The sequence below is a fragment of the Microbacterium ureisolvens genome (assembly GCF_015278315.1).
In the GTDB taxonomy this organism is placed as follows: Bacteria; Actinomycetota; Actinomycetes; order Actinomycetales; family Microbacteriaceae; genus Microbacterium; species Microbacterium ureisolvens.
On the sequence record NZ_JADIJE010000014.1, the window covers coordinates 1 to 23,663 of the forward strand.

The 23,663-nt window shown below is 71.8% G+C and carries 21 protein-coding genes; 6 read left to right on the forward strand and 15 right to left on the reverse strand.

Annotated elements, in window-relative coordinates:
* Positions 1-764, forward strand: a 764-nt coding sequence (locus tag IM767_RS17625) for an SCO7613 C-terminal domain-containing membrane protein (RefSeq protein ID WP_422613784.1), incomplete at its 5' end; no start/stop codon positions are given.
* On the opposite strand, the gene IM767_RS17630 is transcribed toward IM767_RS17625, so the two are convergent.
* Positions 748-1,425, reverse strand: a complete 678-nt coding sequence (locus IM767_RS17630) for a DNA-3-methyladenine glycosylase (protein WP_109208657.1) — start codon at positions 1,423-1,425, stop codon at positions 748-750. The two genes, IM767_RS17625 and IM767_RS17630, sit on opposite strands and share 17 nt — an antisense overlap.
* 73 nt (positions 1,426-1,498) lie before the next feature.
* On the opposite strand from IM767_RS17630, the gene IM767_RS17635 reads away from it, so the two are divergent.
* Entirely contained in the window at positions 1,499-3,139 is a 1,641-nt protein-coding gene (locus tag IM767_RS17635; RefSeq protein WP_109208841.1) for an MFS transporter, read from the forward strand.
* A 262-nt stretch (positions 3,140-3,401) separates the two neighbouring features.
* Here the strand turns inward: IM767_RS17635 and IM767_RS17640 are convergent, their stop codons facing one another.
* The 7 genes from IM767_RS17640 to IM767_RS17670 all read right to left on the reverse strand — a co-directional run bounded on the left by IM767_RS17640 (position 3,402) and on the right by IM767_RS17670 (position 9,891).
* Positions 3,402-4,841: a hypothetical protein gene (locus IM767_RS17640; RefSeq protein WP_109208658.1), complete on the reverse strand. Its 1,440-nt coding sequence runs from the start codon at positions 4,839-4,841 to the stop codon at positions 3,402-3,404.
* Entirely contained in the window at positions 4,831-5,616 is a 786-nt protein-coding gene (locus IM767_RS17645) for a TIGR03943 family putative permease subunit (RefSeq protein ID WP_109208659.1), read from the reverse strand. Before IM767_RS17645 ends, IM767_RS17640 begins: the two co-directional genes overlap by 11 nt.
* Positions 5,609-6,553 carry a permease gene (locus tag IM767_RS17650; RefSeq protein ID WP_378764582.1) on the reverse strand — a complete coding sequence of 315 codons (945 nt, stop codon included), beginning with the start codon at positions 6,551-6,553 and terminating at the stop codon, positions 5,609-5,611. Before IM767_RS17650 ends, IM767_RS17645 begins: the two co-directional genes overlap by 8 nt.
* Positions 6,554-6,677: 124 nt before the next feature.
* Positions 6,678-7,091, reverse strand: coding sequence for a Fur family transcriptional regulator (locus tag IM767_RS17655; protein ID WP_109208660.1), 414 nt, complete (start codon positions 7,089-7,091; stop codon positions 6,678-6,680).
* Positions 7,092-7,136: 45 nt separating this feature from the next.
* Positions 7,137-8,000, reverse strand: a complete 864-nt coding sequence (locus IM767_RS17660; protein WP_109208661.1) for a metal ABC transporter permease — start codon at positions 7,998-8,000, stop codon at positions 7,137-7,139.
* Positions 7,997-8,830 (reverse strand): metal ABC transporter ATP-binding protein, encoded by an 834-nt coding sequence (locus tag IM767_RS17665; RefSeq protein WP_109208662.1) that lies wholly within the window; start codon positions 8,828-8,830, stop codon positions 7,997-7,999. Before IM767_RS17665 ends, IM767_RS17660 begins: the two co-directional genes overlap by 4 nt.
* A complete protein-coding gene (locus tag IM767_RS17670; protein WP_109208663.1) occupies positions 8,827-9,891 on the reverse strand; it encodes a metal ABC transporter solute-binding protein, Zn/Mn family in 1,065 nt (354 codons plus the stop codon). The genes IM767_RS17665 and IM767_RS17670 overlap by 4 nt, the downstream gene beginning before the upstream one ends.
* Positions 9,892-10,024: 133 nt before the next feature.
* Between IM767_RS17670 and IM767_RS17675 the strand changes: the two genes are divergently transcribed.
* On the forward strand, positions 10,025-11,527 hold the full coding sequence (locus tag IM767_RS17675; protein WP_109208664.1) for a glycosyltransferase: 1,503 nt from the start codon (positions 10,025-10,027) through the stop codon (positions 11,525-11,527).
* On the opposite strand, the gene IM767_RS17680 is transcribed toward IM767_RS17675, so the two are convergent.
* The 4 genes from IM767_RS17680 to IM767_RS17695 form a co-directional block, all read right to left on the reverse strand.
* Positions 11,475-12,839: a dihydrolipoamide acetyltransferase family protein gene (locus IM767_RS17680; RefSeq protein ID WP_109208665.1), complete on the reverse strand. Its 1,365-nt coding sequence runs from the start codon at positions 12,837-12,839 to the stop codon at positions 11,475-11,477. The genes IM767_RS17675 and IM767_RS17680 overlap by 53 nt on opposite strands.
* A gap of 113 nt (positions 12,840-12,952) precedes the next feature.
* On the reverse strand, positions 12,953-13,918 hold the full coding sequence (locus IM767_RS17685; protein ID WP_109208843.1) for an alpha-ketoacid dehydrogenase subunit beta: 966 nt from the start codon (positions 13,916-13,918) through the stop codon (positions 12,953-12,955).
* Positions 13,919-13,986: 68 nt separating this feature from the next.
* A complete protein-coding gene (locus IM767_RS17690; protein ID WP_109208844.1) occupies positions 13,987-15,114 on the reverse strand; it encodes a thiamine pyrophosphate-dependent dehydrogenase E1 component subunit alpha in 1,128 nt (375 codons plus the stop codon).
* A gap of 50 nt (positions 15,115-15,164) precedes the next feature.
* Entirely contained in the window at positions 15,165-16,286 is a 1,122-nt protein-coding gene (locus IM767_RS17695; RefSeq protein WP_109208666.1) for a histidinol-phosphate transaminase, read from the reverse strand.
* A gap of 201 nt (positions 16,287-16,487) precedes the next feature.
* Here IM767_RS17695 and IM767_RS17700 point away from each other — a divergent pair, with 201 nt between their 5' ends.
* Positions 16,488-16,877 carry a phage holin family protein gene (locus IM767_RS17700; protein WP_109208667.1) on the forward strand — a complete coding sequence of 130 codons (390 nt, stop codon included), beginning with the start codon at positions 16,488-16,490 and terminating at the stop codon, positions 16,875-16,877.
* Between the two features lies 1 nt (position 16,878).
* Here IM767_RS17700 and IM767_RS17705 read toward each other — a convergent pair whose 3' ends face one another.
* The 3 genes from IM767_RS17705 to IM767_RS17715 all read right to left on the reverse strand — a co-directional run bounded on the left by IM767_RS17705 (position 16,879) and on the right by IM767_RS17715 (position 21,466).
* A complete protein-coding gene (locus IM767_RS17705) occupies positions 16,879-18,426 on the reverse strand; it encodes a hypothetical protein (protein WP_109208668.1) in 1,548 nt (515 codons plus the stop codon).
* Positions 18,423-18,725, reverse strand: coding sequence for a hypothetical protein (locus IM767_RS17710; protein ID WP_239453086.1), 303 nt, complete (start codon positions 18,723-18,725; stop codon positions 18,423-18,425). The genes IM767_RS17705 and IM767_RS17710 overlap by 4 nt, the downstream gene beginning before the upstream one ends.
* 134 nt (positions 18,726-18,859) lie before the next feature.
* Positions 18,860-21,466, reverse strand: coding sequence for an ExeM/NucH family extracellular endonuclease (locus tag IM767_RS17715; RefSeq protein ID WP_239453088.1), 2,607 nt, complete (start codon positions 21,464-21,466; stop codon positions 18,860-18,862).
* 186 nt (positions 21,467-21,652) lie between these two features.
* On the opposite strand from IM767_RS17715, the gene IM767_RS17720 reads away from it, so the two are divergent.
* Positions 21,653-22,159, forward strand: coding sequence for a low molecular weight protein-tyrosine-phosphatase (locus IM767_RS17720; protein ID WP_109208670.1), 507 nt, complete (start codon positions 21,653-21,655; stop codon positions 22,157-22,159).
* Between the two features lie 65 nt (positions 22,160-22,224).
* On the forward strand, positions 22,225-23,607 hold the full coding sequence (gene purB, locus IM767_RS17725; RefSeq protein WP_109208671.1) for an adenylosuccinate lyase: 1,383 nt from the start codon (positions 22,225-22,227) through the stop codon (positions 23,605-23,607).
* Positions 23,608-23,663 lie beyond the last annotated feature (56 nt).

The window sequence follows — 23,663 nt, forward strand, 5'->3', positions numbered from 1 at the left end:
CCGACCTGTGGGCCGCGGCCGGCGCGGCGATCGCGGTGGCGATCGCGGTCGCGGCGCTGCGCGCGAGCGCATCGCGACGGGTCGCGGTCACCGTGGGCGCGGGCCTGGCCGCTGCCGCCGTGCTGTTCGCGGCGGCTGAGCTCCTCCTGCTCGCCTCGGCGAGCGGGTTCGAGGAGCTGCGCACCGTGCTCACCATGAGCCTCTTGTCGGCGGCTGCGTACGTCGGCGCCGTCGCGCGGACGCGCCTGGGTGCGGCCCCGGCCGTCGTGGTCGCGATCGCGGCGGGGGTCTTCGGCGTGCTGGCCTTCTTCGTGATGGGCGTCACGCCGGTCGAGCTCGTGACCGTGCCGGCCGCGCTCGCGGGGCTCGCGTACGGCGCCCGGGCGCTCGCGCTCCGGCCCGAGTCCCGCACCTGGCCCGCCCTCGGTCCCTGGCTCGGCCTCCTCCTGCTGCCGTCGCTCGCCTACGACTTCTTCGGCGAGGCGGAGCTGTGGCGGATCGTCGCACTCGGCGTCGTCGCCGTCGGGCTCGTCATCGTCGGAGCGGCGCGCAAGCTGCAGGCGCCCCTCGTGCTCGGCTCGGCCGTCGTGCTCGTCCACGGCATCGCGCAGCTGTGGCCGTGGATCTCGACGTCGTACGTCGCGGTGCCGTGGTGGCTGTGGCTCGGGATCGGCGGTGCCGTGCTGATCTTCATCGCCGCGCGCTACGAGCGGCGCGTGAAGCAGCTCCGCGCCGCGATCACCGCCGTCACGTCGCTTCGCTGAGCTCGCGCGCGCCGCGCCCCCAGCGGAAGGGCGACACCGTCGGGTCGCCGGGGATCCAATATCGCCACGGGAACGCGGCGGTGCCGGCCACCCCGGCCACCCCGACGCGCGGGCCCGACGCGATCTCCGCGAGCGGGTCGATGAGCAGCTCGAGGCGCGCCTTGGCGCCGTGACGGGGGAGTCCCGCGATCGCGTCGATGCCGTCGTGGAACGGATGCCGCAGCCCCACCGCGTCGCCCAGCCGGCCGGGTCCGCGAGCGAGGTCGCGCGGCGTGCGCGCCGCCGGTCGGCGCCGGGTCGCGGCATCCGTCCCCTCGATCACCTGGCCCGCACGCAGCAGGATTCCGCCGGCGACGCCGTCGGGACCGCACACGACGTTCACGCACGAATGGATGCCGTGACTCAGGTAGACGTACAGGTGCCCGGGTTCGCCCCACATGGTGGCGTTGCGCGCCGTCGGTCCCATGCGCGCGTGGGATCCCGGATCCGGCAGCGCGCCGGTGCCGCGGCCGTGGTACGCCTCGACCTCGGTGAGCCGCACGACCACCTTCTCGCCCTCGACGACGGTGGTGAGCCTCGCGCCGAGCAGCGACGGCGCGACATCGGCGGGAAGCGCGCGCAGATCGCCGCGGGTCGCCGCCCTCCACCGGTCCCGCACCATGCGGCGAGTCTACGTCCGCGCGTCGGGCGTCACGATCGTGGTCGCCGCCCGCCCGGCCCGCTACTGTTCCCGCATGGGGAAGTGGTTCGTGCTCATCCTGCTGAGCGTGTCGCAGTTCATCATGGTGCTCGACAGCACGGTCATGAACGTCTCGATCTCGACCGTGGCGCATGACCTCGGCACCGACATCTCGGGCATGCAGGCGGCGATCACGTTCTACGCGCTCACGATGGCGGCGTTCATGCTCACCGGCGGCAAGCTCGGCGACCGGTGGGGCCGGAGCCTCGCCTTCCGCATCGGCTCGGTGGTCTACGGCATCGGGTCGCTCACGACCGCGCTGAGTCCCAATCTCACCGTCCTCATGTTCGGGTGGTCGCTCGTGGAGGGTCTCGGCGCCGTCCTGGTGATCCCCGCGATCGCTGCCCTCGCCGCCATCAACTACGAGGGGCGCGCCCGCGTGGTCGCCTTCGCCGTGCTCGGCGCCGTCACCGGCGGGGCCGCGGCGGCCGGACCCCTCATCGGCGGCCTCGTCACCACCTACTCGTCGTGGCGGTACGTCTTCGTCGCCGAGGCGGTCGTGATGACCCTCGTGCTCATCGTGTCGGGGCGCATCAAGGACGTGCCCGGCGACCGCAAGCTGCGCATCGACCTCGTGAGCGTGGTGCTCTCGGCGCTGGGCCTGGCACTCCTCGTGTACGGCATCCTGCAGTCCAAGACCTGGGGCTGGTTCGTGCCGCTGGATCCGCCCGTCATCGGCGGGCAGCCCTTCGCACCGCTCGGCGTCTCACCGGTGGCGTACCTCATCCTCCTGTCGATCGTCGTGCTGTGGCTGTTCGTGAGGCGCCAGCAGCACCTCGAGCGCACGGGCGGCGTGCCGCTGCTCAAGGTCAGCCTGCTGCGCATCCCCGCACTGCGCAGCGGCCTCACGATGTTCATGGCGCAGTACTTCGCGATCGCAGCGCTGTTCTTCGTCATCCCGGTGTACCTGCAGACGATCCTGGGCTTCGACGCGCTGCAGACCGGCCTGAAGATCCTGCCGCTGTCGATCGGCCTCATCCTCTTCTCGATGCTCGGGTCGCGCCTGTCGACGGTGCGCTCCGCCCAGAACATCGGCCGCATCGGGCAGCTGACGCTGGGCCTCGGCGTGCTCGTCGTCTTCGTGGCCGTGCAGCCGGAGCTCGCCGACTGGGCCTTCGCCGCCGGCATGTTCGTGGTGGGCGCCGGCTTCGGCCTCCTCGCCTCGCAGCTCGGGAACGTCAACATGTCGGCGGTGGACCAGTCCGACACGTCGGAGGTCGGGGGCCTTCAGGGCACCTTCCAGAACCTCGGCTCGTCGTTCGGCACGGCGATCGTGGGATCGGTGTTCATCCTGCTGCTCACCTCGAGCTTCACCGCTGCGGTGCAGCAGAGCGAGAGCCTGCCCACCGACATCCGCGACCAGGTCGTCGCCGTCGCCTCGAAGGGTGCGCCGATCATCTCGCAGGATCAGGCGGAGCAGATCCTGCAGGATGCCGGCGCCGACGACGAGTCCGCCGCCGAGATCGCCCAGCTCTACGCCGACACGCAGGTCGAGTCGCTGCGCCAGTCACTGTTCCTCGTGTTCGCCCTCACTGTGCTCGGGCTGCTGCTGTCGGCCGGCCTGCCGTCGAGGATCCCCGAGCCCGCCGAGCAGCCGCAGGCTCCGGCATCCGCCCCGCCCCCTCCTCGCGACTGACCCGGCCCGCTCGCGCGTCGCGCCGCGCCACGGCCCGCCGCTCTCGTGTCCCGTCGCGGGCCGGCGCACCCGTGCCCCGTCGCCTGCCGGCCGTCCCGTTGCCTCCCCCCTCACCGTTGCCGAGAAACCGCGACCTCGACGAGCGACCATGACGTCGACGCCGAGAACATGGTCGTTCGACGACACCGCGGTTTCTCGACGGAAAGGAGGGACGGGCGGGACGGGAGGAGGGAGGGACGGATGCCGCGAAGCGGCGCGGGCGCTAGCGCGGGGGCACCTGGCACCACGAGATCGAGGCGCCGTTGAGCGCGATCACCTGGTCGCCGCTCTCCGACTCGAGGACGCGCGTCTCAGGGCGCTCGGGAAGGGGGAGCTGGTAGGTGTCGTATGCATTGGTCACGGCATCCGGCGCCACCGTCAGCGCGACGTAGCGGGCGCTGGGTGACACGCAGACCTGGATGACGGCATCCGTGTCGGCGATCTCGGTGAGGATGGTGGTCGCCCCGTCGGCCGCGACGCGCGACACCGACGTGCGTCCGGTCGGCAGGCCGTCGCCAGCCAGCACCGCCGCGGTGCGGATCGTCGATCCGTCCGGAAGCGGGGTGACCGATGTCGTGCCGCCCAGGTCGACCTCGGGTGCCACGAGCGGGGCCTCGCTCGCGTCGGTGAGATCGATGACGGAGGCCTGCTCGAGGCGGTCGACGACGGCCTCGCTCGACCCGCGGGCGATGCCGTCGATGCCGATGGCGTCGCCCAGCGCCGTCGCGCCGGTGCCGGCATCGGGTCCGGTCAGCAGCAGCGAGCCGTCGAACGACAGCAGCAGCATGCTGTCGGTGTCGGGCACGAAGCGCCACTCGGCGACGCGCGGGTCGGCGCCCTCCACCTCGATCGCGACGGGCTCGGCGCCGGGGTCGCCGAGCGATGCCGTGTACAGGCGGCTCTCGCGGCCGGAGTCGGCGTCGAGCTCGGCGTCCGAGAACGTGTAGCCGATCCGCTCGCCGCGGTCGGCGCTCTGCAGGTTCGACACGTAGCCGTCGCCGGGGAGCGGCAGCTCGCGCGGATCCTCGCCGTCGAGGTCGGTGACGATGAGCCCCGCCTCGTCGTCGTCGGTCCGCACCGACACGACGAGGTGCCGGCCCGTCGCGCGGAAGTCCTCGATGTGCGCGTGACGGAAGACCGGCACGGCGTGCTGGCCGGTGAGGTCGCTGCGGTAGATCAGGTCGCCGTCATCGGTGTCGCGCTGGAGCAGGTACACCTCGGCCGGCGGCGTGCGGAAGGTCTCGGTGATGGTCGCCGGCGGGCCGCCGCCGAGCGACGCGACGTCGTCGATCGTCACGGTGTAGTCGGTGTCGTCCCACAGCGGCAGCGTGAACCGCACGCCGACGCTGCGGCCCGACGTGTCGACCGCGAAGGGCGTGGCGGGCGTCACGGTGACCTGGGAGGGGTCGACGTCGGCGAGCGACTGGGTGGTGGTCACGATGAGACGGGAGCCGGATGCCGCGGCCGCCGCCTGCGGATCCACGTACACCTGCGTTACCCGTGGCCCCTGCGCCACCGTCGCGGCCGCACCCGCGAGCCCGAAGACCGCCAGCACCGCCGCCACGATCGCGAAGGTGCCGACGAAGGCGCGTCCCCGGCGTCGGCGCGCCCGCGCGCCCCGCGTGCCGGCGCCCGTCCCCGCGCCCGCGCGGTCAGTACTCATACGGATCCTCGGGCTCGGAGATCTCCGCGACCGCGGCCGCGTCCACGACGAGCCGCCCGTCCGAGGACGAGCGCACCGTGCCCGTGATCGTGACCCACTGCCCCGTGCTGGGCGCGCCGTCCGCCGCCATGACGGGCAGGCTCGCCGGCTGTGCGTCGATCACGCAGTGCGTGATCACGAGTCTCGTGAGGTCGAAGGATCCGTCCTCGCCCGGCGTGACGAAGCCGGTCAGTTCGACGGCATCGCCGTCGAACGCGTCGGGGTTGGTCGCGGTCGCGAACACGGTCGCCCACTCGCCGACTCCGAACGACGCGGTGTCGCCGGTCGAGGCGAGCTGTATGGTGTCGGCGCCCCCGAAGAGCGGCGTCGCCCCGACGTCGCGCGACATCGCCAGCTCCGCGCTGAGCGACGCGGGGGGCAGCACGAGGGTCAGCACCACGACGCCCGAAGCTGCGACCCCGCCGACCAGCGTGGCCGCGACGGCGACGGGGTGCGGGGCGTGGTGGTCGTGGTCTTGCGTTCCGTCCTGAGCATCCGGGGCGGGCCCGGAGCCGTGGTCGTGGCCGTGGTCGGCCTCGGCGCCGAGCGGCAGTGCGAAGGATGCGATCGTGCCGACGAGCACGAGCACCGCCATCGAGACGGCGAACCACGTCGAGTCCGGGTTGATGTAGAGCCCCAGCTGCCCCGTGATCGCCAGCGAGATCGTGACGACGGCCAGCACCGCGGCCAGGCCCACCCCGAGCCACCGCGTTCCGACGAATCCCGCATTACGCAAGGAGGTTCACCGCCGTCCCGATCGCGAAGGCCGACAGCACCACGACGACGACGATGCCGCCGAGCGTGCGCCACGTGAACGTGGTGCGCATGAGCGCGAGCATCTTGACGTCGACGAGAGGTCCGACGAGGAGGAACGCCACGATCGACCCGGGCGTGAAGGTCGAGGCGAACGACAGCGCGAAGAAGGCGTCGACGTTCGAGCAGATCGCCACCACCATCGCGAGCGCCATCATGGCGACGATCGACAGCGCCGGGTTCGACCCGATCGCCAGCAGCGCGTCGCGGGGGATCAGCACCTGCACCGCTCCAGCGAGGGCCGACCCGATGACGAGGGCCGGCATCACCGCGCGCAGCTCGATCACGAACTGGGCGAGCGTGCGGCGCCACTTGCCGCCCGGTTCGTGCAGCACGAGCTCGCACGTGTCGCGGAAGCGGTCGGTCAGCAGTGCGTCGGGGGACGGATGCCGCGAATACAGCCATCCGATGAGGTTGGCGATCAGGTACCCGCCGAGGATGCGCGCGACGAGGATGCCGTCACTGAACCCGAACGCCTGGTGCGTCGTGATGATCACGATGGGGTTCACGATCGGCGCCGCGATGAGGAAGGTCAGCGTCTCGGGCACCGAGAATCCGCGCATCAGCAGTCCGCGGGCGAACGGCACATTGCCGCACTCGCACACCGGCACGAGCATCCCGAGGAGCGACAGCACCGCGCGGCGTGCCCACGCGGCGCGCGGCATCCATCGCTCGATGACGCCCGGCGGCACCCAGACCTGCACGACGATCGACAGCACCACGCCGAGCGCCACGAACGGCAGCGACTCGATGAGCACGCTGATCGCGAGGGTCAGGCCGTCCTGCGCGCGCGTGGAGAGGGGAGCGGGGAACAGTGCCGGCGCGAGCCAGTCAATGAGGAAGAGCCCGGCCACGACGATGACCCCGACGCCGATCCACAGCAGGGCTCGCGCCTGCGGCGTCGGCTCGAGCCGTGCGGTGGCCGGCTCGTAGGGCTGCCGCGACGAACCCGAGGATGTTCGCTGCGACGCGCGCGTTGCGGGATCAGTCCGCGTCACGCTCGGCGTCCCGGGCGGCGGCGCACGACCCGCAGAGCCCGAAGATGTCGACGACGTGCTCGGCGTCACGGAATCCGTGGCGCTCGGCGGTGCGCTTCGCCCACTGCTCGACGTCCGTCGCCTCGATCTCGACGGTCAGTCCGCAGGAGCGGCAGATCAGGTGGTGATGATGGCCGGTGCTGGCGCAGGCGCGGTAGAGCGCCTCGCCCTCGGGACTCTGCAGCGAATCGGCCTCGCCCTGCGCGGCGAGCCCCGCCAGCGCGCGGTACACCGTCGCAAGCCCGATGCCGGTGTTCTCGTCGCGCAGGGTGGCGTGCAGCGACTGCGCGCTGACGAATCCGCGGGCGTCCGACAGCGCTTCGCGCACGCGTTCGCGCTGCCACGTATTGCGCTGGGCCATGGTGGCGAGTCTACCGACGGGTCCTGAGCGTCGGCCGGGCGCCGGTCACGCCGCGACCCTCGTCACGCGGTCGCGACGGGCGCCGACGACGCGGCACACGAGGTAGATGACGAACGAGATCGTGGTGATGTACGGGCTCACCGGCAGTGTGCCCATGATCGCGAGCAGGATGCCGCCCACCGCCGAGACGAACCCGAACAGGGCCGACAGCAGCGGCACCGACAGGGGACCCGACGCGATGCGCACCGCGGCCGCGGCCGGCGTGACCAGCAGCGCCATGACCAGCAGCGCCCCGATGATGTGCACGGCGACGGCGACGATGAGCCCCAGCAGCAGCATGAACCCGAGCGACACCGCGGTCGTCGGAACGCCGCGCGCCGCGGCGGACTGCGGGTCGAGCGAGTCGAACCGCAGCGGACGCCAGATGAGCAGCAGGCCGACGAGCACGACGGCGCCGATGGCGATGAGCCAGCCGAGCTGGCCGGTCTGCACCGACACGATCTGCCCGGTGAGCAGGCTGAACCGGTTGGCGCTGCGGCCGTCGTAGAGCGAGAGGAACAGGATGCCGAGGCCGAGCCCGAAGGGCATCAGCACCCCGATGATGGAGTTGCGGTCGCGCGCCTTGGCGCCCAGCACGCCGATGAGCGCGGCCGCGATGAGCGATCCCACGATGGAGCCCGTGACGACGTCCCACCCGATGAGGAGCGCTGCCGCCGCGCCGGCGAACGACAGCTCGCTGATGCCGTGCACCGCGAAGGCCATGTCGCGCTGCATGACGAACACCCCGACCAGGCCGCCGACCAGCCCGAGCACGGCGCCCGCCCACACCGAGTTCGACACGAGTGCGAGGATCTCGCCGTAGAACGGCAGGCCGCCGAACATCGCGTCGGCGATGTCGTTCCAGTTCATTCGTGCGCCCCGTGGTCGTGATGGTGGTGGGATGCCTCGGCATCCGGCGCGCCGACGACCACGAGGCGGTCGCCGGCCCTCAGCACGAAGACGTGCGCGCCGTAGAGCGCCGTCAGCACGTCGGAGCGCAGCACCTCCTGCGGCGTTCCGAGCGTGAAGCGGCCGTTCGCGATGTAGAGGATCCGGTCGACCTTGCCCAGCAGCGGGTTGATGTCGTGGGTGACGAGGAGGACCGCGGCATCCTTCTCCCGGCGATGCCGGTCGATGAGCCCGATGACGGCCTGCTGGTTCGCGAGGTCGAGGCTCGTGAGCGGCTCGTCGCACAGCAGCAGCCGCGGATCGTCGGCCAGCGCCTGGCCGGCGCGCAGTCGCTGCTGCTCGCCCCCCGAGAGCATGCCCACGGGGCGGTCGGCGAAGTCGGCCGCGCCGACCGCGTCGATCAGCGCGTCCACGCGCGCACGGTCGCCGCGCCGCGGGATCGGGAGGCCGAAGCGGTGGCCGTCCACGCCGAGCGTGACGAGATCGCGTCCGCGCAGCGACGTGTCGCGCGGCAGCGGGCGTGCCTGCGGGATGTAGCCGATGCTCCGGCTCCCCCGGCGCTCCACCGCGGTCCCCTCGACGGTGATCCGGCCCCGCGAGAGCGGTTCGAGCCCCAGGATCGCGCGCAACAGGGTCGTCTTGCCCGAGCCGCTGGGGCCGAGCACCGCGACCAGCTCGCCGGCGTGCACGTCCAGGTCGAGGCCCGCCCACAGCTCGCGGTCGCCGCGCAGCAGGGCGGCGTCGCGGATGCTGAGGATGACGGGGCGAGAGCCCGGGGCGCCTGGCGTCACGCCTGCAGCGCCGTGCTGAGCGCCTCGATGTTCGCCTGCATCCACGAGATGTAAGTCTCCCCCTCCGGGAGCGTTTCCGAAAACGCGATCACCGGGATGCCGAGACCCTCCGCCTCGCCGACGATCTCCTGCGTCTCGGCGCCGCCGGTCTGAGTGTTCGTGATCACGACGCTCACGCCGCCGTCGCGGACGAGGCCCAGCGACTCCAGCAGCGTCGCGGGAGCGACATCCTGTCCCTCCTCGACGGCCTCGCTGAACGCCTCCGGCGTCGCGTTCTCGAGGCCGGCCGCCGTCACGAGGTACACCGGCACGGGCTCGGTGACGAACACCTGCTCGCCGGCGTGCTCGGCCTCGATGTCGGCCAGCGACGCCTCGAGGCCCTCGACCTCGGCGGCGAACGCCGCGGCGTTGGCGGCGAAGGTCTCGGCGTCGTCGGGGCTCAGCCCGCCGAGCTCCTCCGCGATGGCCTCGGCCACGTGCGCGACCGTGTGCGGGTCGTACCAGACGTGCTCGTTGAAGCCGTCGACGTGCTCGTGGTCGCCATGGTCGTGGTCGTCCTCGGCGCGCTCGTCCGCCGAATCGGTCGCGGCGGCCTCGTCGTCGGCGTGCGCGTCGTCGGCGTGCGCGTCGTCGGCGTGCGCGTCGTCGGCGTGCGCGTCGTCGGCGTGCCCCTCGTTCTCGGGCCAGTCGTGGGAGTACTCGACGGCCGTGACCACGGCGGCATCGGTGCCGCTGGATTCGATGAGGCCGTCGATGAAGGCGTCGTAGCCGCCGCCGTTCTCGATGATGAGGTCGGCCTTCGACACCGACAGCTGATCGCGCGCGCTCGGCTCGAACGAGTGCGGGTCCTGAGACTCGTTCGCGACGATCGACGTCACCTCGACGAGGTCGCCGCCGACCTCCGAGGCGATCTGGCCGTACACGTTGGTCGAGGCGACGACCGAGATCCGTCCGTCACCCGCGTCGCCGCCGGCGGCCGGCGTGGCGGCACAACCGGCGAGGACGACGACGGATGCCGCCGCCAGGCCGAGCAGGGTCACGGAACGTCGCGGGGAGGTCATGCCTCGACTCTAACGCTATTGATAATCGTTCTCAAACTGAGCGTCAATCGCGTCCGGACCACCCGCTACCCGCCGGCCTCCACCGCGTCAACCCCGAAGGTGCGGAGCGGGTCGCGCGCCTACGGTGGCCGGCATGACCGACCCGGTGTCCTCGGCGAACGCGCTGCCGTCGCGGCAGCTCGCCGTGACCTGGGGGATCCCCGACCGCTACGGCGGTATGACGTCGGCCCTGCTGCACCGGTCGCGGCTGTTCGCCGCCGCCGGCGCCCGCGCCGACGTCGTCACGTTCGAGCCACGGCCCGACTACGCCGCGGTCCGCGCTCGGCTCGAGGAGCGCGGAGAGCTCGCGGGCGGGGTCGGACTCCGCAACATCTATGAGGACTTCCGGCACCGCGCCCACGAACCGCGGCCGGTCGACGTACTCCCGCAGCAGGCGGAGCGCCCGCCCGACGAGGTCGACGACACCGGCGCCGGTTCGGTCCACCGCTGGCTCGACGGCGCCGCGGTCGCGCGGGTCGAGCACCGCCGCGCCGACGGCAGCCTCGCCGTGCTGGAGCAGCGCCCGCACCCCGAGGCGCCCCATCGCGTCGTGACCTCGTTCGACGCCACGGGGCGTACGACGGGCCAGTGGAGCAGTGTGCGGCACTTCCGGTTCGCGTGGCTCGACGAGCTCGTCGACGGGCATGAGGCGGTCGCGATCGTCGACAGCAAGACCGCCGCGGGCTGGATGCAGCACTACCGGCGGGCGCAGGTCACCCGGATCCACATGGTGCACGGCGCGCACCACGACTCCCAGGGCCGTCTCACCGCGTCGCGGCGCGACCTCTTCGAACATCTGGACCGGTGGGACGCCGTGGTCTTCCTCACCGAGCGGCAGCGGGCGGCGGCGGTCGCCGCCGTCGGCGACAGCGGCAATCTCGAGGTCGTTCCCAATGCGGTGAACACGCCGGAGTGGATGCCGCGCCTCCCGCCCGACCGCCTCCACGGCGTCATCGCGAGCCGGCTCAGCACCCTCAAGCGCATCGACCACTCTCTCCAGGTGATCGCGCGCGTGCGCGACCTGGGCGTGCCGGTCACCGCGGAGATCGTCGGCGACGGGTCGCAGCGCAGCCGCCTCGAGGCCGAGGCGGCGCGGCTCGGCCTATCGGACGCCGTGACGTTCGCCGGCTACGTCCCGGACTGCGCTGAGCGCTTCACGCGCGGGTCATGGACCCTGCTCACCAGTCGCTCGGAGGGCACGTCGCTGGCGCTCCTGGAGGCGATGGGCACCGGCTGCGTGCCCGTCGCCTACGACATCGCGTACGGACCCGCCGAGGTGATCCGTGACGCGCGCTCGGGCTACCTCGTGGCCGACGGCGACATCGCGGCCGCCGCGGCGGCGCTCACCTCGCTGTGCGTGCTCCCCGACGACCGTCTCGCCGCGATGCGGCGCAGCGCCCGCCACACCGCGCAGGCCTACAGCGAGGAGGCGGTGCGGGACCGCTGGAGCGAGGTGCAGGAGGCCGCCGTGCGGCGGCACGCCGAGCGGCGCCGGCGCGAAGCCGGATCGCTGCTGCGCCGGGCGGTCGGACGCGCGCTGCGGGTCAGTCGAGCAGCAGCGCAGGCTCTTCGAGGATCGACGCCACATCCGCGATGAACCGCGACATGCCGTCGCCGTCGACGACCCGGTGGTCGAAGGACCCCGCGACGGTCGTCACCCAGCGGGGGCGCACCTCGCCGTCGACGACCCAGGGCTTCTGACGGATCGTGCCGAGCGCGACGATGCCCGCCTCGCCCGGGTTGATGATGGGCGTGCCCGCGTCCATCCCGAACACCCCGATGTTGGTGATGGTGATCGTGCCGCCGTGCTGGTCGGCCGGGGTCGTCTTGCCCTCGCGGGCCGTGAGCGTCAGCTTCTCCAGCGCACGCGCGAGGTCGCGCATCGAGAGGTCCTGCGCGTCCTTGATGTTGGGCACCAGCAGTCCGCGCGGGGTCGCCGCGGCGATGCCCAGGTTGACGTAGCGCCGCACGCGGATCTGTGCGCCGCCCTCGGCATCCACCCACGCGGCGTTCACCATGGGCGTGCGCCGGGCGGCCCAGATGACGGCGCGGGCCATGATCAAAAGCGGCGAGACCTTGATGTCGGCGAAGTCGGGCGATGCCTTGAGCCGCTTGACGAGCTCCATCGTGCGGCTCGCGTCCACGTCGGTCCAGACCGAGACGTGGGGCGCCGAGTACGCGGACTGCACCATCGCGGACGAGGTCGCCTTGCGCACGCCCTTGACCGCGATCGTCTCCTCGCGGCCGGCCGCGTCGGGAGCCGGGGTGGAGGGTGCGACGGTCACCCGCCCCGGCGCGGGCGCGGGTGCGGAGACCGGGATGGTCTCCTCGCGCACATCGCCCCACTCGGGCGTCTCGATGTTGCGGAACACGCTCGCCTGCGACGCGTGACGCACCACGTCGTCGCGGGTCACCTCGCCGGCCGGCCCGCTGGGGGTGACGGCGGCGAGCTCGACCCCGAGGTCGCGCGCGAGCTTGCGGATCGGGGGCTTCGCGATCACGCCGACGGATGCCGCGACCCGCTCCTCGGCCGGCACCGCGGGCTTGCGGCGCCGCGACTGGACGTGGCCGCCCGTGCCGTAGCCCACGAGCACCGCGCCCTCTCCCGCGGCTTCGGCGGGTTCGCCGTGCTCGGACTGTCCGACGGTCGCCGGGGATGCGGCATCCGTCTCCGACGCGATCGTGATGATCGCCGCACCGACGTCCACCGTGTCGCCCTCGGCGGCCAGCAGTTCGCCGACGGTGCCCGCGAAGGGCGAAGGCAGCTCGACGAGCGACTTGGCGGTCTCGATCTCTACGAGCACGTCGTTCACGGCGACGGGGTCGCCAGGGCCGACCCGCCACTGGACGATCTCGGCCTCGGTGAGTCCTTCTCCGACATCGGGGAGGACGAAGGTCTGCGTGCTCATGGGTGTCCTAACGGATAGCGCCCTTTTCGCGAGAGTACAGCTGGTCGCCGAGAGGGAGGGAAGCAACCCGCATCTCGTCCACCAGGTGTTCTCTCGCGGGTGAAGGGAGGGGGTCAGTAGGCCAGGGAACGGTCGACGGCCTCGAGGATGCGGTCGGCATCCGGGAGGTACGCGCCCTCGAGCTTGGCGGCGGGGAACGGGGTGTCGAAGCCCGACACGCGCAGCACGGGCGCCTCGAGCGCGTAGAAGGCGCGCTCCATGACGGTCGCGGCGACCTCGGAGCCGAGCGACGTGAAGCCCGGCGCCTCCTGCGCGTAGACCATGCGGCCGGTACGGCGCACCGAGTCGAGGATCGGGCCGTAGTCCACGGGCGAGAGCGAGCGCAGGTCGATGACCTCGATGCTCGTGCCCTCGGACTCGGCGAGCGCCGCGGCCTGCAGCATCGTCGTCACCATCGCGCCGTGACCGACGAGGGTGACGTCGGTGCCCCGGCGCACGACGCGCGACGCGTGCAGCGGCAGGGCTCGCGCCGACGTGTCGACCTCGCCCTTCTGCCAGTACTTGCTCTTGGGCTCCAGGAAGACGACGGGGTCGGCCGAGGCGATCGCGTCCTGGATCATCCAGTAGCCGTCGTTCGGCGTCGACGGGCTCACGACCCGCAGGCCCGCCGTGTGCGTGAAGTACGCCTCGGGGCTCTCCTGGTGGTGCTCGACCGCCCCGATGTGCCCGCCATAGGGGATGCGGATGACGACGGGCATCGAGAGCGCACCCTCGTGGCGGTTGGTGAGCTTCGCGAGCTGCGTCGTGATCTGGTCGAAGGCGGGGAAGACGAACCCGTCGAACTGGATCTCGACGACGGGCCGGAAGCCGGCCATCGCCAGGCCGATCGCGGTGCCGACGAGCCCGGACTCCGCGAGCGGGGTGTCGAGCACGCGCTGCTCGCCGAACTCGGCCTGCAGCCCCTCGGTCACGCGGAAGACGCCGCCGAGCTTGCCGATGTCCTCTCCCATCAGCAGCACGCGGTCGCTGCCGGCGAGCGCGGCGCGCAGTCCCGCGTTGATGGCGCGGCTGAACGGCATGGTGCGGACGGCGGATGCCTCGGCCGCCGCCGCCGACTCCACCACGGTCTCCTGAGCCTGACGAAGGGTCACGACGCGCCTCCTTCGAAGGATGCCTCGTAGTCGGCGAGCCAGCGCCGCTGCTCCTCGATCAGCGGGTGCGGCTCGGAGTAGACGTGCGCGAACATCGAGTCCGCCTCGAGCCCGCCCAGGGCGTTGGTGCGCGTGCGCACATCGTCGGCGAGCGACTGAGCCTCGGCGTCGACATCCGCGAAGAACGCCTCGCTCGCGCCCTTGGCCTCAAGGAACGCCCGCATCCGGGCGATCGGGTCGCGACGCCGCCACGACTCCTCCTCGTCCTGCGTGCGGTACTTCGTGGGGTCGTCGCTCGTGGTGTGCGCGCCGAGGCGGTAGGTCATCGCCTCGATCGCCTGCGGTCCTCCGCCGGCACGCGCCTCGTCGAGTGCGGTGCGCGTCACGGCCCAGCTCGCGAGCACGTCGTTGCCGTCGATCAGCGTGCTCGGCATCCCGTAACCGGCGCCGCGCTTGTGCAGCGGCGAGCGCGACTGCGTCGCGACGGGGACCGAGATCGCCCACTGGTTGTTCTGGAGGAAGAACACCTCGGGCGTGCGGTAGCTGCCCGCGAAGACCATCGCCTCGTGCACGTCGCCCTGACTCGACGCGCCGTCGCCGTAGTAGACCACCACCGCCTCGTCGCGCTCGAGGTCGCCGGTGCCGCAGCGGCCGTCGAAGACGAGGCCCATCCCGAACCCGGTCGCGTGCAGGGTCTGCGACCCGAGCACGAGCGTGTAGATGTGCGTGTTGCCGTTCTTGGGATCGGTCGGGTCCCACCCGCCGTGGGTGAGGCCGCGCATCACGCGGATGATGTCGATCGGGTCGACGCCGCGGATCTTGGTCACCACGTGCTCGCGGTAGGACGGGAAGAGGTGGTCCTGCGGGCGCGCTGCGCGGGCCGAGCCCACCTGGGCCGCCTCCTGTCCGTAGCTCGGCGGCCACAGGGCGAGCTGCCCCTGCCGCTGCAGGTTGGTCGCCTGCACGTCGAACGCCCGGATGACCGCCATGTCGCGGTAGAAGGTCTCCAGCTCGGCGTCACCGAGCGCGTCGACGGCGGCGCGATAGCGCTCGGCGGCCGGCGTCGGCGAGAACGAGCCGTCCGCCTCCAGGAAGCGGACGAGCGCGGGGTCTTCGGGGGACAAAGGCTGCGAGGGTGCCGTGGCGCCGGTCGTCACCGAGTCTTCAGGCGGGGTCACCGTTCTACGCTAGCCCGCGCCCCCGCGTGGCCTTCCGGGAGGTTCTTCACAACGGATGCCGCGATCCCTAGGACCTTGTCCACAGATTCCTCCTCGCCGACCGAGATCCGGATGCCGTCGCCCGCGAACGGACGGACGATGAGCCCCGCCTCTTCGAACGCCGTGGCGAAGGCGGCGGTCTCTTCTCCCGCCGGGAGCCACACGAAGTTGCCCTGTGCGGCGGGGACGTTCCATCCGGCCTCACGGAGCCCGTCGGCGAGGCGGTCGCGCCGGTCCGCGATGACCCGCACCCGCTCGAGCAGCTCCTCCTCGGCGTCCAGGCTCGCCAGCGCGGCCTCCTCGCCGTGCGCCGTGACCGACAGCGGGATCGCGGTGCTGCGGGCCGCGTCGAGGACGCGCGGGTGACCGACGGCGTAGCCCACGCGCAGCGCCGCGAGACCGTACGCCTTCGAGAAGGTGCGGAGGACGACGACATTGGGGTGGCCCTGGCCGCCGAGGACGCGCATGCCGTCGACGGAGTCGGGGTCGGTGACGAACTCGGCATAGGCCTCATCGAGGATGACGAGCACGTCGGCCGGCACCTTCTCGACGAACGCATCGAACTCGGCCTGCGTGACGATCGGACCGGTCGGGTTGTTGGGGCTGCACACGATGATCGCTCGCGTGCGGTCGGTGATGGCGGCGGCCATGGCGTCGAGATCGTGACGGGCGCCCTCGGCGAGCGGCACCTGCACCGCGGTCGCGCCGGCGACGACGGCCAGCCACGGGTAGGCCTCGAACGAGCGCCACGCGTAGATCACCTCGTCGCCCGGGCCGGAGGTCGCGAGCACGAGCTGGGCGAGGATCGAGACGCTGCCGGCACCGATGTGGATCGAGTCGGCGCCGACGCCGAACCGCTCGGCCAGGCGCTTGCGCAGGCGGGCGGCCGTGGCGTCCGGATAACGGTTGAGTGCCGTCGAGTGCTGCACGCGCTCCAGCACGCCCGGCAGCGGGTCGAACGGGTTCTCGTTGCTCGACAGCTTGAACGCCTCGGCGCCGGCCTGCCGCCCCTGCTTGTACGGCGGCAGCGCGGCGACCTCGGGGCGCACGCGGACGGGGATCTCGGGAGCGTCGGTCACGCCCCGAGTCTACGAGCGGGGGCTCCGGTGCGCCTCCCACGTCGGGGCCGCGGTCTCGAGATCCGCGAGCCCCTTCCACGCCGGCGACGAGGGCGAAACCTTCATCCGTGGTCATCTCGTGGCGGAAGCCGTCGATCCAGGAGAACGCGACGGTGAGCTTCCTACCGTTCGTGAGCGGGGCCGTGGAAGACTGAGCCCACTATGGGCTTCCTCATCCGTGTGGTCATCAACGCGTTCGCGATCTGGGTCGTCACCCTGATCCCCGCGCTCCAGGTCTCCGTGATCCCCTTCCCGCCCGGCGACACGCTCCAGCTCCTGCTCACGCTGCTGATCGTCGCGGCGATCTTCGCAATCGTGAACACGGTGATCGGCACCGTCATCAAGGTGCTCGCCTTCCCGCTCTACATCCTCACGCTCGGCCTCATCGGCCTCCTCATCAATGCCTTCCTGCTCTGGCTCACCGCATGGTTCACGAGCTTCTGGAACTGGGGCCTGCGCGTCGAGGACTTCTGGTGGGGCGTGGTCGCGGCCGTCATCATCACGCTGATCAACTGGATCTTCGGCATCATCCTGCGCCCCCGCAAGGACTGATTCAGCCGCGGGCGGCGGCATACTCCGACACGTCGACGGTCTCAGCCTGCGCCAGCTCGGCGAAGACCTCACGAAGACCGTCGACGCGAGGGTCGCGAGAGGCGTCGACCAGCGCGGCCGTCTCGGTGTACGCCGTGAGGCGATGCGCCGGCAGCTCCACGTCGTCGAGGTCGGCATCGGGATCCGACGCGTACTCCGCGATGAAGCTCCCGGGTGCGCCCACGGCCTGGGCGTGACCTCCGCCGGCGAGAGCGGCGACAGGATCGTCGGTGTGCCGCACCGAGACACTGAGCGTGCCGGGGCCGACATCGGCTTCGACGGGCGAGCCGAGCGACACGAGCGTGCGGGTGTCGTAGGTGCCCTCGAGGGCCAGGTGCGAGCCGATCATCGCGCCCTGCGAGAACCCGAACACGTGCAGGGCGTCGCCGGGCCTCACGCCCGCGTCGGCCAGCGCCGCCTGCGTCGCGGCATACGAGTCCGATCTCCTGCCCGCGTAAAGCTCCACGTTCGACGCGTTGTCCCACGGCTCGTCTCCGCCCATGCCGTGCGACTGCATGCCCGCGAGATATACCGCGTACTGCCGCGACCCGTCCGGCATCGTGTACCGCTCGATCCGCACCCGCGACTCACCGGGTCCTGGGATCCGCTCGGCCGCTGCGGCCAGCGTCGACGGCGCGACCGCGGCCGGCGTCCTCGGCGCCGGAGCGCCGGCAGCCGGCACCCCGCCTGAGGCTGCGGCCGCGCCGGGAGCGACGGCCGCGGTCACGCTGCCCGGCCCGGCCGGGGCCACCCGGGTCACGGTGACAGGACCCGCCTCGCCCGTCAGCCGCGCGTCGCGCGAGATGCGGCCGGTGCCGGCGACTCCGGCGGCCACCGCTGCGCCGAGCGTGACGAGCCCGGCACCGGCTCCCGTGATGACGGCGCCGGAGTCGCCCACCGCGCCGCCCGCACCCACGCCCCACTGCGTCGCCTGCCGCACGAGCTCCGACGGCCACATCACGCCCCGCTCGAACTGCGCACCGAGCGCCATCCGCCAGGCGTCGGGGTGCGCGGACACCAGCGCGCTCATGCGTGCGTCCAGCCGCCCGGCCGCGGCCCCGTCGCCTGCCAGCACCGCCGCCCGGTGCGCCGCCTCGAGCTCGACCATCTCGTACGCGCACGCCGCCTCGCGCAGCGCCCTCGCGATCGCGTCGGCCCGGGCGCGGGCCGCCTCGAGCTTTCCCGCGAGGACGGATGCCGCCGCCCGGGCGTCGGCGGTGTGCTCGGGCGCGGCGCGCAGCGCGCTGCGCAGCGTGCTCAGGCGCGCGTCGATCTCAGCGAGCTCGTCGCACGCGGCGTCGAAGCGCATTGCGGCCGCCGAGAGCGTCGCGGTGTCGACCGCCACCGCGCCCCCACCGCGGATCTGCAGGCCGTCGTCGGCCCGCGGCCAGTTGTCGGCGATCAGTTCGATGAGCCCCTCGTTCGGTCCGAGACGCCCGGGCTTCGTGACGTCGGGGTCCAGCAGGCCCGGTTCGAGCGGCCCAGGGGAGCCCGGATCGATGGGGCTCATCGGCCCGATCCCGCCGTGATCCCCGACAGCGACTCGGCGAACGCTGCACGCTCGCGGGCGCGAATGACGTCGTACCTCACCGTCTCGGCGAGGGAGGCGAGCCCCGATACGTCGCCCGCCCACCCGGTCGCTCTCTCGTGGAAAGCCGTCGCGGCCTTCGCCTGCCAGTCGACGACATCTGCGAGGCCCCGGGCGACGAGCGCGGCATCCGTCATCCGCTCGATCAGGCGACCGATCTCGCGGGCGACGGCATCGAGGCGATCCGCGGCGGAGGCGGTGAGCGGGGAGAGCAGGGTCACACGTCGATGGTCGCGGGGCGGCCTCGCCGAGAGGCCGTGCGCGCGGTGATCTGTTGACGGCGCGCGCTCCACCCCGGGATGTGGAGGAGGGGCGCCGTTCCGGTCGGAACGGCGCCCCTCGCAGTGCGTGCCGGCTACCTGCGCACGGCCACCTCGACCGTGTCGGTCGCGGTGTTGCCCGCGGCATCCGTCGCCGTCCAGGTGAAGCGGTAGACGGCGCCGATCACGGCCTTCACCTGTGCGGTGTCGTCGTCGACCTCGGCCCACGAGGCCCGGTCGCCGGTGACGCTCACGTCGGTGAGCTCGACGGTGACGTCGCCGCGGTCGTCGGCGGCCTCGATCGCGAACTCGACCGTGCGCATCTTGTTGTTCGGCGGCCACACGAGGGCCGGGTCGGCCGTCACCTCGATGGTCGGGGCGGTCGTGTCCGGCGTCAGGTCGAGTCCGACGATCACGGGGTCGTGGTCGCTGGACCGGTACGGGTCGGGCGCGTACAGCGCGTCCTGTGCCGGCTGCTTGAACGACATGTCGTAGTCGATCAGGCTCGGCTCGTCGGCGTTGATGTGCCACGACGACACCCCCGACACGTCTGCGGCGAGCGCGGGCTGCGCGAGCGCGTAGTCGAGGTAGCCCAGCTGCCCGTCGAACACGTAGGAGTACGCGTGCTCGCCGTTGAACTGCTTCTCCAGGTCGGTGAAGCCGCCCGCGATGAACTGGTCGATCGAGTCCTCGTGGTCGTACGAGTTCAGGTCGCCGATCACGATCGCGCGGCCGTCGGGCGAGACGGTGGTGTTCAGCCAGGTGGTGAGCGCCTTCGCGGCGTCCTCGCGCACGTCGGCGCAGTTGCCCTGGCCGTCGTTCGCGTCCGGGTCCTCCGGGCAGGCCGAGCCTTTCGACTTCAGGTGGTTGACCGACACCACGAACTCGTCGCCGGACTCGTTCGCTGCGAATCGCTGCGTGAGCGCCGGACGGTTGCGCTCGTCCGACCACGTCGGGTCGACGGCGCTCGTCATGAGCTGGTACGCGCCCACCGGGGTGACCGTCGACGGCTTGTAGATGATCGCCGTGGCGATGGCGTCGGTGCTGATGACCCCCGTGGTGACGGGCACGTAGGTGCCGGCGCCCACCTCGGCGTTGAGCGCGTCGGCCAGTGCCTGCACCGCCGTGCCGTTGTTCTCGATCTCGAGCAGTCCGAAGACGTCGGCGTCGATCGCGGCGAGTGCCGCCACGATCTTGGCCTGCTGCCGCTGGAACTCCTCGGCGGTGTCGGCGCCGCGGGTGCGGTCGTCGTCGTTCGAGTTGTTCGGCGTCGGGTCGATCGTCGTGAAGTAGTTCAGCACGTTGAAGCTCGAGATCTTCAGGTCGCCGCCCACCTCGGGCACCGCCGGCCGCGGGTTCTCGACGGTGAAGTCCGCGCCCTCGGTCGGCTGCACGCCCCACGTGTCGAAGCGGTAGTCGAGCACGCCCGTGGCGTTCTGCACGAGGTCGCCGCTGCGGAACGAGTGGTCGAGGCTGAAGACGCCGCCGTCCGGGTGGATCGCCGGGTCGGGGTTCTGGCTGCCGCGGCCGTCATCGAGCGTGATGCTGTTGTCGAGGTTGGCTGCGGCGAGCGCGTTCGCGGCGGCCCCCGGCTCCACGACCGCGGTCGGCTGGTCGAGACGGCCGTTGGTGAGCGTGATCGTGCCGAAGCGGCCGTATTCGAACGTCTCGCCGATCGAGAGGTTCTGCGGCAGCGTCACATACATGCCCTCCAGGGCTTCGCGCTGCGCGTTCGTCGCGGGGAGGGTGAGCGGCGTCGCGGGCGGCAGTGCCTGCCCGGTCGCGCACACCTCGACGTCGGCTGCCACGATCTCGGTGAGGCCGAACTGCTCCTTCACCTCGCCGGCGACGCTGAGCACGTCGCCGACGTCGACCGCCGCGCCGCCCGGGGCGTAGACGAAGATGCCGTCGGAGGTGGCGCTGTCGCCGTCGCCGCCGTCCTGCACGTAGTACCCGTCGAAGCCGCCGGTCTGGAAGTCGCCGACGACGACACCCTCGACCAGGACGTCCTGCCCGGGGATCGGCGAGGCCGCACCGGAGCCCTGCACCGACCCGATGGTGACCGGGGTCGCCTCGCAGTCCGCGACCGGGTCGGGTTCGGGCTCCGGGTCCGAGCCGTGCGAGCCCAGGCCGTCGAACGTGTTGGAGGCGTAGCCGGTCCACTCGGCGGCGGGGTCGAACGCGTTCGAGCCGTCGGCGTCGCCGAGCACGATGCCCGCGTTGCGGCGCAGCGTGTTGTCGGCGGTCGACGTGAGGCCGGTGCCCCACTCGGTGCCGGGATCGACGCCGATCTGCCCGATGACGTCGACGACCTCGGTGCCCTTGACCAGCGCGATGGCATCGTCGCCGTTCCACAGGCTGGCGGTCGTCAGCTGATCGGCCTGCGCGGTGATCGCCGCGTCGACGGGGGTTCCGGCGGAGTTCTGCTGGGCCAGGACGAACACGTCCCCAGCGGCGACGTTGCCCTGGAGGTTGATCGTGCTCGCCGTGGTGGAACCGTTGAAGTAGATCCGCAGCGCATAGCCCGCGGCGGCGAGATCGACACCCGTGGTCGACGGGTTGTAGATCTCGATCGCCTTGTTGAACGAGGAGCCTTCGATGTACTCGCTGATGAGCAGATCGCCGGGTGCCGCGGCAGCCGGTGTGGCGAAGGCCACGACGCCGGCGGCGGCGAGGGAGAGGGCGGCTACTGCGGCCGTCACTCTCCGGGGTGAATGGGACACGAAACCTCCACGTGAGGACGGCGATCGGTGGACCGCTCATGGGGAAAGGGCAGGCCGGTTCGCCTCCCCGTTCCAGACAAGCTAGGCGAGCGGCATCCGTCACCGGAAGACCCCAGGAGGAGAGATCCTTAACGTTCGGTGTCCGCTCGGTCCAGAATGGGACGCATGACCGCGACCGACGTGGCGCCCTTCCGCGTCGTGTTCGTGTGCACCGGCAACATCTGCCGCTCGCCGATGGCGGAGGTCGTCTTCCGCGAGTTCGCGGATGCTTCGGGCCTCGGCTCGCGCGTCGCCTCCACGAGCGCGGGCACCGGCGACTGGCACGTGGGCGAGCAGGCCGATCTGCGCACGATCGAGGCGCTCGAGCGTGCGGGCTACGACGGGACCCACCACCGCGCCCGGCAGTTCACCCACGCCGACTTCGCGCGCAGCGACCTCGTGGTCGCGCTCGACCGCAGCCACGAGCGGATCCTGCGGGGCTGGGCGCGCACCGAGGGCGACGCCGACAAGATCGCGCTGCTGCTCTCGTTCGACCCGGGCGCCCACACGCTGGACGTTCCCGACCCGTACTATGCCGGCCCCGGAATGTTCGACGAGGTGCTCGGTATGATCGAGAGCGCGAGCCGGGCGCTCTTCCGGCAACTCGAACCCGCCATCCGCCCGGTGTCATGACACCGGATCGACGGTCGTCCTCGAAGATCCTCGCGCAGGATCCCCCGAGACCGACGGGAGCTCCCATGACTTCTCTGCCTCCTCAGCCGCTCAGCCCACTCGACGGGCGCTACCGTCCCGCCGTCGGCGAGCTCGGCGAGTACCTCTCCGAGGCCGGGCTCAACCGCGCCCGCGTCGAGGTCGAGGTCGAGTGGCTCATCGCCCTCACCGACCGCTCGCTGTTCGGCACCTCCCCGCTGCAGGACGACGACAAGGCGCGCCTGCGCGCGCTGTACCTCGAGTTCGGCCAGGCGGAGATCGACTGGCTCGCCGAGAAGGAGGCGGTGACCCGCCACGATGTGAAGGCCGTCGAGTACCTGGTGCGCGACCGTCTGTCGACCCTGGGGCTCGACGCGATCGCCGAGCTCACGCACTTCGCGTGCACGAGCGAGGACATCAACTCCACCTCGTACGCCCTCACGGTGCGGCGCGCGGTCGAGCGTGTGTGGCTGCCGAAGCTGCGGGCCGTCGTCGCCGCGCTCACCGAGCTCGCCGTCGACCACCGCGACGCCGCCATGCTCTCGCGTACGCACGGCCAGCCCGCGACGCCCTCGACGATGGGCAAGGAGCTCGGCGTGTTCGCGTGGCGCCTCGCCCGCGTCGCCGACCAGATCGAGGGCGGCGAGTACCTCGCGAAGTTCTCGGGCGCGACCGGCACGTGGTCGGCGCACCTGTCGGCGGCTCCCGACGTCGGCTGGCCCGAGGTGTCGCGCTCGTTCATCGAGGGCCTGGGCCTGGACTTCAACATCCTCACGACGCAGATCGAGTCGCACGACTGGCAGGTCGAGCTCTACGACCGCGTACGTCACGCGGGCGGCATCCTGCACAACCTCGCCACCGACATCTGGACGTACATCTCGATCGGCTACTTCACGCAGATCCCGGTGGCCGGTGCCACCGGCTCGTCGACGATGCCGCACAAGATCAACCCGATCCGCTTCGAGAACGCCGAGGCCAACCTCGAGATCGCCGGGGGCCTGCTCGCGACCCTCTCGCAGACGCTGGTCACCAGCCGCCTGCAGCGCGACCTCACCGACTCGACGACGCAGCGCAACATCGGGGTCGCGTTCGGCCACTCGCTGCTGGCGCTGGACAACCTGCAGCGCGGGCTCAAGGAGATCTCGCTCGCCGAAGACGTGCTCCTGGCCGACCTCGACGCCAACTGGGAGGTGCTCGCCGAGGCGATCCAGACCGTCGTGCGCGCCGAGATCGCCGCGGGCCGCTCGCAGATCAGCGACCCCTACGCGCTCCTCAAGGACCTCACGCGCGGCCGCCGCGTCGGCGCCCCCGAGCTCGCCGAGTTCGTGCGCGGGCTCGACATCGGCGACGAGGCCAAGGAGCGCCTGCTCGCGCTCACTCCCGCGACCTACGACGGCCTCGCCTCGAAGCTGGTCGACGAGCTCGGCTGATCCCACCGGTCGCTGAGCCCGGGCTCTCCCGGTCGTCGAGCGAGCGAGGAACGAGC